The sequence below is a fragment of the Pseudomonas sp. NBRC 111124 genome (genome assembly GCF_001320245.1).
Taxonomy (GTDB): Bacteria; Pseudomonadota; Gammaproteobacteria; order Pseudomonadales; family Pseudomonadaceae; genus Aquipseudomonas.
In genome coordinates, this window is record NZ_BCBA01000063.1 from 91,608 (window position 1) to 100,622 (window position 9,015).

The 9,015-nt window shown below is 56.9% G+C and carries 9 protein-coding genes and 5 pseudogenes; 7 read left to right on the forward strand and 7 right to left on the reverse strand.

Going from position 1 to position 9,015, the window contains the following annotated elements:
- The first annotated feature begins 41 nt into the window (after positions 1 to 41).
- Positions 42 to 1,091, forward strand: coding sequence for a DNA-binding protein (locus APH28_RS28350; protein ID WP_011154388.1), 1,050 nt, complete (start codon positions 42 to 44; stop codon positions 1,089 to 1,091).
- 135 nt (positions 1,092 to 1,226) lie between these two features.
- Positions 1,227 to 1,496 carry a hypothetical protein gene (locus tag APH28_RS23570; RefSeq protein WP_033979952.1) on the forward strand — a complete coding sequence of 90 codons (270 nt, stop codon included), beginning with the start codon at positions 1,227 to 1,229 and terminating at the stop codon, positions 1,494 to 1,496.
- Positions 1,497 to 1,532: 36 nt separating this feature from the next.
- Here APH28_RS23570 and APH28_RS23575 read toward each other — a convergent pair.
- A pseudogene (locus APH28_RS23575) lies at positions 1,533 to 2,293 on the reverse strand (OprD family outer membrane porin); the annotation flags it as partial.
- Between the two features lie 86 nt (positions 2,294 to 2,379).
- Positions 2,380 to 2,787 (reverse strand): Cd(II)/Pb(II)-responsive transcriptional regulator, encoded by a 408-nt coding sequence (gene cadR, locus APH28_RS23580; protein WP_009403731.1) that lies wholly within the window; start codon positions 2,785 to 2,787, stop codon positions 2,380 to 2,382.
- Between the two features lie 95 nt (positions 2,788 to 2,882).
- Here cadR and APH28_RS23585 point away from each other — a divergent pair, with 95 nt between their 5' ends.
- The 3 genes from APH28_RS23585 to APH28_RS23595 are packed head-to-tail and all read left to right on the forward strand — an operon-like array spanning position 2,883 to position 5,606.
- A complete protein-coding gene (locus tag APH28_RS23585; protein ID WP_004364974.1) occupies positions 2,883 to 3,779 on the forward strand; it encodes a cation transporter in 897 nt (298 codons plus the stop codon).
- A gap of 3 nt (positions 3,780 to 3,782) precedes the next feature.
- The gene (lspA, locus tag APH28_RS23590) at positions 3,783 to 4,295 is read left to right on the forward strand and encodes a signal peptidase II (RefSeq protein WP_003821921.1); all 513 of its coding nucleotides are present in this window, start codon (positions 3,783 to 3,785) and stop codon (positions 4,293 to 4,295) included.
- A 21-nt stretch (positions 4,296 to 4,316) separates the two neighbouring features.
- On the forward strand, positions 4,317 to 5,606 hold the full coding sequence (locus APH28_RS23595; RefSeq protein WP_004574636.1) for an ISL3-like element ISPpu12 family transposase: 1,290 nt from the start codon (positions 4,317 to 4,319) through the stop codon (positions 5,604 to 5,606).
- A 226-nt stretch (positions 5,607 to 5,832) separates the two neighbouring features.
- On the opposite strand, the gene APH28_RS23600 is transcribed toward APH28_RS23595, so the two are convergent.
- The 4 genes and pseudogenes from APH28_RS23600 to APH28_RS28365 form a co-directional block, all read right to left on the reverse strand.
- Positions 5,833 to 6,165: a DUF2790 domain-containing protein gene (locus APH28_RS23600; RefSeq protein WP_033979951.1), complete on the reverse strand. Its 333-nt coding sequence runs from the start codon at positions 6,163 to 6,165 to the stop codon at positions 5,833 to 5,835.
- A gap of 314 nt (positions 6,166 to 6,479) precedes the next feature.
- A pseudogene (locus tag APH28_RS29270) lies at positions 6,480 to 6,934 on the reverse strand (DDE-type integrase/transposase/recombinase); the annotation flags it as partial.
- Between the two features lie 13 nt (positions 6,935 to 6,947).
- Positions 6,948 to 7,193 (reverse strand): annotated as a pseudogene (locus tag APH28_RS28360) (transposase); the annotation flags it as partial.
- A gap of 43 nt (positions 7,194 to 7,236) precedes the next feature.
- Positions 7,237 to 7,494, reverse strand: a pseudogene (locus APH28_RS28365) (MerR family DNA-binding protein); the annotation flags it as partial.
- A gap of 262 nt (positions 7,495 to 7,756) precedes the next feature.
- Between APH28_RS28365 and APH28_RS29275 the strand changes: the two are divergent.
- Together APH28_RS29275 and APH28_RS29355 are read left to right on the forward strand one after the other, a co-directional pair.
- Positions 7,757 to 7,873, forward strand: a pseudogene (locus APH28_RS29275) (type II toxin-antitoxin system RelE/ParE family toxin); the annotation flags it as partial.
- 195 nt (positions 7,874 to 8,068) lie between these two features.
- A complete protein-coding gene (locus APH28_RS29355) occupies positions 8,069 to 8,284 on the forward strand; it encodes a co-regulatory protein PtrA N-terminal domain-containing protein (protein WP_017849619.1) in 216 nt (71 codons plus the stop codon).
- 162 nt (positions 8,285 to 8,446) lie between these two features.
- Here the strand turns inward: APH28_RS29355 and merR are convergent, their stop codons facing one another.
- Positions 8,447 to 8,887 (reverse strand): Hg(II)-responsive transcriptional regulator, encoded by a 441-nt coding sequence (gene merR / locus APH28_RS23620; RefSeq protein WP_003131870.1) that lies wholly within the window; start codon positions 8,885 to 8,887, stop codon positions 8,447 to 8,449.
- Between the last annotated feature and the right edge of the window lie 128 nt (positions 8,888 to 9,015).

Below are 9,015 nucleotides of genomic sequence, written 5' to 3' on the forward strand. Positions count from 1 at the left end.
TACGTTTTCCATAATACGGTACGAAAAAATCCGAGGTGTTCATGGCCCGTTCCGGCGTCCTCTACCTGCATGTTGCCCAGGCGGCCACCCAACTGGTGGCTGCGGGCCACAACCCCACCATTGACAGCATCCGCGTCGCCCTGGGTGGGACGGGCAGCAAAAGCACGATTGCTCCGTTGTTAAAGCGTTGGAAAGCCGCGCATCCCGGCACGCTGGCCCAGGCCGAACTGGGATTGCCCGCGGAGCTGGTCCTGGCGCTGAAAGGACTGTACGAAAAAGTTCAGGCGGAGGCGGCCGTCCAACTCCAGCAGGCCGTAGCGGCTCACCAGGCAGAGGCCGACGCGTTGCAGGAACAGTTGCAGCAGGCATTCGTCGAGCGCGACGCGCAACTCAGCGTTCAGGAGCAGCAGGCCCAGGCACTTGCCGTAGCCACTACGCGCAGCCAGGGGCTGGCTGACACCCTGCAGCGTCAGGAGATCGCCCTGGCCAGCCTGGGCAGTGAAAAGACCGGGCTCGAACAACGTCTGGCTGACCGCGCCGCCGAGGCGGCCGCACTGACCCGGCAACTGCAACAAGCGCGGGAGCAGTTTGAGCACTACCAGGCATCGGTCGCGCAACAACGCAGCGACGAGCGCCAGGCCACTGAGCAACGCCAGCAGCGCCTGGAACACGAATTGGCAGCGCTCCGGCAGCGTCTGCTCGCGCAGCAAACCCGCCTGGGCGAACTGCAGGCGCAGGAACAACGCCTGGTGCAGGACCATGATCGTCTAGAGAGCACCCTGCTCACGACGCAAGCGACGCTCGCGCAGAGTCAGATTGCGCATGAACACGTCTTACTTCAATTCACCGACTTGCAACAGTCGCATCAGGCACTGGAGCAGCGCCATGGCCAAGGTGAGCAGCGTTTGGCTGAGACGCGGACTTACCTGGCCGTCAATGAACGGGAGCGAAGCCTGCTGGCGGAACGCTTAAGCCAAACTGAAAGCCAATTGAGCCAGTTGGCCACAGAAAAGCAGCTTCTCGTGCAAGACAACGCGGTGCTGTCAAGCCAGCTCGCAGAGTCCAGAGCGATGAAGCCGAAGACTTGTTGACCGAAAAAGGCGCCTACCTCAGGCGCCTGAAACCATCCTCCAAACCAAAGGAGCCAAACAGGAGGACAGTGGAGCAATCAACTCTTCAATACACAGCCTGGCTGGAAACCAAGGTCGTAGATGAGGAGAGTCGCCATGCGTAACGCCATTACCTACACCGTCCTTGCTACCTTCATAGCCCTTGGAACTGTTGCCACGGGATTTGCCGAACAGGCCAAAGCCCCCGCCCAAAGCAGTGCCGAGACAAATAAGGGTGAGGACATGCACATGATGGACGGCAACCATATGCCGATGATGGACATGCAGGAAATGTCCAAGATGATGAAAAACTGCAATACAATGATGGAGAACATGAACCAACACATTGGAATGGAGTCCCCGAAGGGCGATAGCAAGGCACAATAGCGATCTGGTTCACGTCGGCCGTCTCCGTCCCTCGCCGGTGTGCGCCCCGACACGGAGGCCGACCTTGCCGCTCCAGATATCGTTCTCAAAACTGCCGAGGAGCTGCTTCCCCTCATCGACGGCCTTGTAGTAATTCAAACCACCGACCAAGGCGACATCATCTGCAAGCGGGTAGCTCCAGGTAGTGCCGGTATAGTATTGGTTTCAGGCATCCTTGAGACAACTGGTGTAAAGGCTGAAGCCAAGGTTGTCGTTGGGTGTGTAATCACCGCCGACTATCCACGGAGAGCCGACTTCGCCTGCGTAGAAGGTTGCAAAATCATCCCGCATGCTGCTGGAGCTGGGTTGGCTCATCGCGTGCAGGCGTCCGCCCTGTAGCACCAAGCCCTCGACACTGGTGTTGTATGCGGTGACGCCGCGGAAGCTTTCCGGAAGCAGTCGCGAATCGCCGTACTGCACGACAGGCGTGACAGGGAAGACATCGCCTACTTTGATTTCAGTGTCCAGGAAACGGGTCTTTACGGCGCCGCCGAGCTTGGAGTAATTGTCCTCGGCCTGGCCGAGCCCGACTCGAATCGGCCTATGACTCCGTGGGCCCATTCTTCCGAGTAGCCATTTCCTGTACTGCTGGACTGGCCTTTGCGAAAATCACGGTTGAAGTAGAAATTTCGATTGAGGATGCTCAGGCTGCTGCCTTCGATGAATCCCTCGCCTTTTTCCTCGGCGGCCATTGCAGCCTGCGCAGCGCTGATGCTCAAGACGATCTGAGAAAGTCCCAACAGGGCCTTGTTGTTCAGGGTAAGCGGATTAAATGGTTGATCTTACCTTTGCATGAGAGTGAGACAGACCGGCATCTCATCGGATTATCTGGTTGATGCTTCACCTACTGCTGGTGCATGTTTCCTTCGCTAATTCCAGCAAGAACCCCACACGCCTCAACTTCCCGGTCATCGTTGCAACTCGCTCTCAGTGAAACGAGTTGTTTCTCAAGCGCTTGCAGAGCGGTTATCTGCGACCGCACATGAGAGATGTGATCATCGAGCAAGGCGTTGACGGCGGTACAAGGCTGATGAGGGTCGTCCTCATAGCTCTGTAGTTCGTGAATCTCAGCCAGTGACAGGCCCAGGATTCTGCAGCGACGGATGAAGGCCAGCCCCTCACCATGCTTCTCGGTATAGACACGGTAACCGTTGTCCTGCCGATCAGGCGGCGGCAACAAGCCCTGCTGTTCATAGAAGCGGATCGTCTGTGTTTCGACCCCTACCAACTGCGCCAACTGACCAATGCGCATCAGCCTCCTCCCCAACGGATTCTTTACTCTATTGACCTTATAGTAGCTTTATAGTTTTAAATGGTACCACAACATTGTTCAAGTGGAGTCGTATCATGAGCAAATCCTGTGGTGGCGCCTGTGGCGGTGATGCAACGTCCGCAGCGGATACCGATATACAGGCCTCCTCCGAGGCGCCAGGGAGATGGGTCAGTGTTTATGCCGTGCCGAAGATGGACTGTCCATCAGAAGAACGAATGATTCGCCTAGCCCTGAACGGCTTTGAGGAGATTCGGGCGCTGTCCTTCGACTTGTCGAACCGCCGGCTGAAGGTCGTGCATGACGGCGAGGTCGAGCCCGTCACCTCGAAACTGAAGACCTTGGGGCTAGGCGCCTCGCTTCAGGAAACCGTCGCTGCAAATCCGGAGACCATCAAGGCCGCCGAGTTTTCGGCAGCTTCTGCTAAGCAAGAATCCGGGACCCTGCGCTGGTTGCTCGGCATCAATGCACTTCTGTTCGTGGTGGAAATGACTGCCGGTCTGATCGCCCGGTCCACCGGCCTGATTGGAGAATCCCTGGACAATTTTGCCGATGCGGCGGTGTACGGGCTTGCCCTTTATGCGGTTGGACATAGCGTGAAAATGCAGGTACGTGCCGCGCATCTTGCTGGTGTACTGCAACTGATCTTGGCTGTGGGCGTGCTCGTAGAGGTGGTGAGACGCTTTGTATTCGGTAGTGAGCCTGAATCGCTGGTGATGATGGCTATCGCATTCGTCGCATTGATTGCCAATACCAGTTGTCTGCTGCTCATATCCAAACATCGGGAAGGCGGGGCGCACATGAAGGCAAGCTGGATATTCTCGGCCAACGACGTGGTGATCAACCTGGGGGTCATCACCGCCGGCGCCCTGGTCGCGTGGACCGGTTCCAATTATCCGGATCTGATTATCGGCACCATCGCGGGGGGCATTGTACTTAACGGTGCCAGACGCATTTTGGCGTTGAAGGGTTAAATAATGCTCATTATTGGCAAAAAGCTCTCGCCGTATGCCCTATTGTCCATATCGGGCCTGCTGGCAGCGTCTGATCAGGCTGTAAAGTGGCTGGTGCAGCAATCAATGGCCTATGGCGAGTATGTTTCGGTGACCCCGTTCTTTAACTGGGTGCACCTATGGAACACCGGTGCCGCATTCAGTCTTTTTGCGAATGGTGGAGGCTGGCAGCGCTACTTTTTTATCGGAATCGCGGTAGTGGTCTCGATTTTTCTGATCAAGCTGATCCTTGAAAATCGTCATAAAGGAGAAGCCATCGCTTACAGTCTTATCCTCGGTGGCGCCATGGGCAACCTGATTGACCGGGTCTTTCGCGGCTATGTTGTGGATTCCTTTGATTTCTATTGGCGAGACTGGCATTGGCCGGCCTTCAACCTGGCTGATATTGCAATTGTCCTCGGTGCCTTACTTTTCGTTTCCAGCAGCTTGTTGGGTAAAAAAGCAAACACCAATGCCGAGTCGGATGGATCTGACTGACACCTACGCCTATACAACACCATGACCGAACTTCCCGACAACATCCTTCACCTGCCGCAATACCAAGTACTGGGCTGCAAATCAACCGACGACGAAATGCACTTCCAGGTGGACGTGCCCGATCCCATCGCCTGCGAGGAATGCGGCGTGCAGGGTGAGTTCGTACGGTTCGGCAAGCGTGACGTTCCCTATCGTGATCTGCCCATCCACGGCAAGCGGGTCACTCTCTGGGTGGTCCGCCGCCGATACACCTGCCGGGCCTGCAAGACAACATTCAGGCCCCAGCTACCGGAGATGGTGGACGGATTCCGTATGACACTGCGGCTGCATGAGTACGTGGAGAAGGAATCCTTCAACCACCCCTACACCTTTGTGGCGGCACAGACCGGCCTGGACGAGAAGACGGTGCGCGACATCTTCAACGCCCGCGCCGAGTTCCTGGGGCGCTGGCACCGCTTCGAGACGCCCCGCATCCTGGGCATTGACGAGCTATACCTGAACAAGCGCTACCGCTGCATTCTGACCAACATTGAGGAGCGAACCCTGCTCGACCTGCTGGCCACCCGCCGCCAGGACGTGGTGACCAACTACCTGATGAAGCTGAAAGACCGGCAGAAGGTCGAGATCGTCAGCATGGACATGTGGAACCCCTACCGGGCAGCGGTCAAGGCTGTGCTGCCCCAGGCCCGTATCGTGGTCGATAAGTTCCATGTGGTGCGCATGGCCAACGATGCCCTAGAGAGAGTGCGCAAGGGCCTCAGAAAGGAGCTGAAACCGTCCCAGAGCCGGACTCTCAAGGGAGACCGGAAAATCCTGCTGAAACGCGCTCACGAAGTCTCAGACCGGGAGCGCCTCATCATGGAGACCTGGACAGGCGCGTTCCCGCAACTGCTGGCCGCCTACGAGCACAAGGAGCGCTTCTACGGCATCTGGGACGCCACCACACGGCTCCAGGCAGAAGCCGCCCTGGACGAGTGGATAGCCACCATCCCGAAGGGCCAAAAGGAAGTCTGGAGCGATCTGGTCAGGGCAGTGGGAAACTGGCGCGAAGAGACCATGACCTACTTCGAGACGGACATGCCCGTCACCAACGCTTACACGGAGTCCATCAACCGACTGGCCAAGGACAAGAACCGTGAAGGGCGCGGTTACTCCTTCGAGGTGATGCGGGCACGAATGCTCTACACCACGAAGCACAAGAAGAAGGCACCGACTGCGAAGGTCTCTCCTTTCTACAAGAAAACCATCGGTTACGGACTGCCGGACTTCGCAGAGGAACTCAACTACGGAGTCGATCTATCAACCATCTGAGGGTGGTATCAGATTGATGGGGTGAAGGTGCCCCATCAACCATTAAATCCGTATACCCGTTGTTCATAAACGCTCTTGATGTTTTGGCAGATTTTTCATTGTGCGGTTGTGTATATGCCGAAGCGCGCCGGGCATAGCCGGGTGCGCTTCTTACATACTTCCACATGCAAAATAACGTCAGGGTGACGTGAAAATTACTTTTCCGTCAGCAACACGTCAACAATGCTCAGTGCTGGCTCCTGCAGTCCGTTCCTGATACGCGGTACTCCAGAATATGCAGGTTTCCGCTCGAATCCTCGTAGGTCATTTGCGCAGGCATCACATCGCAGTTGCCATTGGTCGACGTGACGTGAATGACCTTGGCGATGTCGAGCTTCATGCCATAGCGGTAGTGAGTGACTTCTGGCGGGTTCTTGCCTTGGGCGCTAGCGTATTCGCGCATGGATTGCTCGTTGGCCTGGATCATCTTACCGTACAGGCGATCGGAACTGCCATCGGCCCATACGGTGGATGACAGCAGAGTCGCACTCACTATCAGCAGCAGTCTTAGGTGTTTCATAACGGCGATCTCCTCTCGGGTTTTCGATCCACGATTCAACTCTACCTCCGTAGTTAAGTACGGAATCAAGGAGGGAGGAGATGAAGGTCCTGGTTTATGGCGCCGAGATAAGATGGTAGGGCTTAAGTACACTTTCGTCGGGTAACAGCAGCGCATTACTGCGCCACCGCCCCCAAAGAACCGGGCATGAGAGTCGCGCCTCATCCGGCTCAAGTCTTTCGTCAGCACCATGGTCTAGTACCGGGCAATCAATCCACGTCTATCGCAGCTCGACGTTGGGCAAAGTAAGACGACCACGCAGGATCACAGGGATTGGCCAAGTTACGTAGTGCCGTTTCTCGATCCGGCTTAGGTATGTGCGCCACGTAATCACGCTTGATCGTCTTCACGAAGCTCTCGGCCATGCCGTTGCTCTGCGGGCTGCGAACTGGGGGGTCACCGGCTGCAAGCCGATCTGTCGAGCAAACAGGCACGTCTGGTCGGCGGTGTACGCCGAGCCGTTATCGCTTAGCCATTGCACCGGCGTGGCGGGCAGTTGATCACCGAAGCGCCTCTCCACGCTTTCCAGCATCAAGTCGCGGATATCATCGCCGCTGTACCCGGTCGGGCTCGCGACCTAGCCGATGGCCTCGCGATCACAGCAGTCCAGGGCGAAGGTTACGCTCAATTTGGCTCCGTCCTCGCAGCGGAACTCAAAGCCGTCCGAGCACCAACGCGTATCGCTGGTTTGCACCGCAATACGGCCTTCGTGCCGACGCGGCACGCCGGGCTGTTTTCGTAGACAGATTCAGCAGCGGTTGCAGGTGCTCGCCGCACTGGATCACCCAGCGCGCCAGGGTTTGGCGGGGGATATCGACGCCGTGACGACCGAGGATTTTTTTGAAGCGGTGCAGCGGCAGACCATCGACGTATTTGGTGATCAACAGCATCGCCAGGACGCTAGGACTGGCCATGCTCTTTTCGATCAGTTGAGCCGGTTTGTCGGCGGTGACCGGTGCGGCTTCACAGCCGCGGCAGCCGTAGACCTTGTCCGCTGGTTCCCTTCACAACCACTGGCCAACGCAGAGCGTTTTACCCATGCAGCGAAACGATTAGCGGACAGGAAACGGTCCCGTGGCTCGCACAACAGTCGTGAACCAGTTGCACCAAAACAGACTCGATCCGTCGCAGATCCGCGAGCTTGCCACGCACATCCCCAAGCTTCTGCTCGGCGAGCACGCGCGCTTCATCACAGTGAGCGCCGTCATCGAGCCTCAACAGCCCGGCCACTTCTTCGAGGCTAAAGCCCAGCCGTTGCGCGGACTTTACGAATTTCACCCGGGCGACATCGGGGGTTGGGGAGCAATGGAACTGAAAACCAACGTAAGCCGAATTAGAGTTCGTTTTACTCGTCAGCGACTGCGAATTAACGAACTTTGATTCGTGAGAAAGGTTTATTGCACTGATTTTCGGGTGTTGGTGACCTTTCCTCGCGATAGCGGAAACGGTTTCATAAAACGGTCGTTTTTCGAAACTATCCAGACGTTGCAAGGGTTTGCGGGGCAGCGACTGAGCTTAAGTGCACTTTCTGTTCCGTTGCTCCCCCAACCCCTATTTCCAGCAGCGAGGTGATGAATTCGTTTTGCTGTTGTGCGGCGGCGACAAAAGCAGCCAAAGCCGTGATATTGAAGCGGCTAAAAAACTCGCCAGCGAGTGGAGGTCAGAATGAGCGAAAAAATTTACGACTACGACCCAGCAGCAGCCCTAGACGGCCCTGAAGCAATCGCCGTCTTCATGGCGGAGCCCTGCCATTTCCTCTCAGCGCCATAATCCAGGACCTTCATCTCCTCTCTCCTTGATTCCGTACTTAACTACGGAGGTAGAGTTGAATCGTGGATCGAAAACCCGAGAGGAGATCGCCGTTATGAAACACCTAAGACTGCTGCTGGTAGTGGGTGCGACTCTGCTGTCATCCACCGTATGGGCCGAGGGCGGGAGCGACCGAGCGATTGAGCGAATTGCTGCACGCGAGAGGGCTGAAGCGACCCTGGTGGCGGAAACCGTCAAGGAGATTAAGCAACTGGGCCCCACGGCGGCAGGCCGTAGCGAAGCGCAGCCCGCCTGTCCGCCTGCAAAGTAGAGCCTGTGCTACTCGACCAGATGCAACGTGAGCCCACTCTGCTGAGGCGCGAGGGCAAATAGCAATACCAAACTGTGCCCTTTGCAAGTGCTCCTTTGGCCATTCAGCGGCGCTCATTGAGCGCCGCTTTTTTCTAAGCGCAAGCCGACCAACAGGGGCGCCTTACGCAACGGGAAATCCTCGGTTAACGCCCGAGTTGTCCCCATGCAGCGAAACGATCAGCGGACAGGAAACAGTCCCGTGGCTCGCACAACAGTCGTGAACCAGTTGCTCCAAAACTGACTCGATCCGTCGCAGATCCGCGAGCTTGCCACGCACATCCCCAAGCTTCTGCTCGGCGAGCACACGCGCTTCATCGCAGTGAGCACCGTCATCCAGCCTCAACAGCCCGGCCACTTCATCGAGGCTAAAGCCCAGCCGTTGCGCGGATTTAACGAATTTCACCCGGGCGACATCCGCCTCACCGTAACGGCGAATGCTGCCGTAGGGCTTGTCCGGTTCGGGTAACAGCGCCTTGCGTTGATAGAACCGGATGGTTTCCACGTTGACCCCGGCCGCCTTGGCGAAAGCGCCAATGGTCAGGCTTTCCAAATTGTTTTTCATACCGCTTGATTCCGTACATGACTACGGGACTAACCTTAAACCATCGATCAAATGCTCGAAAGGAGAAATGCATGTCTGAACCATCAAACGGGCGCGCCCCTCTTGTCGCCGGGGGGCTTGCGGCGATT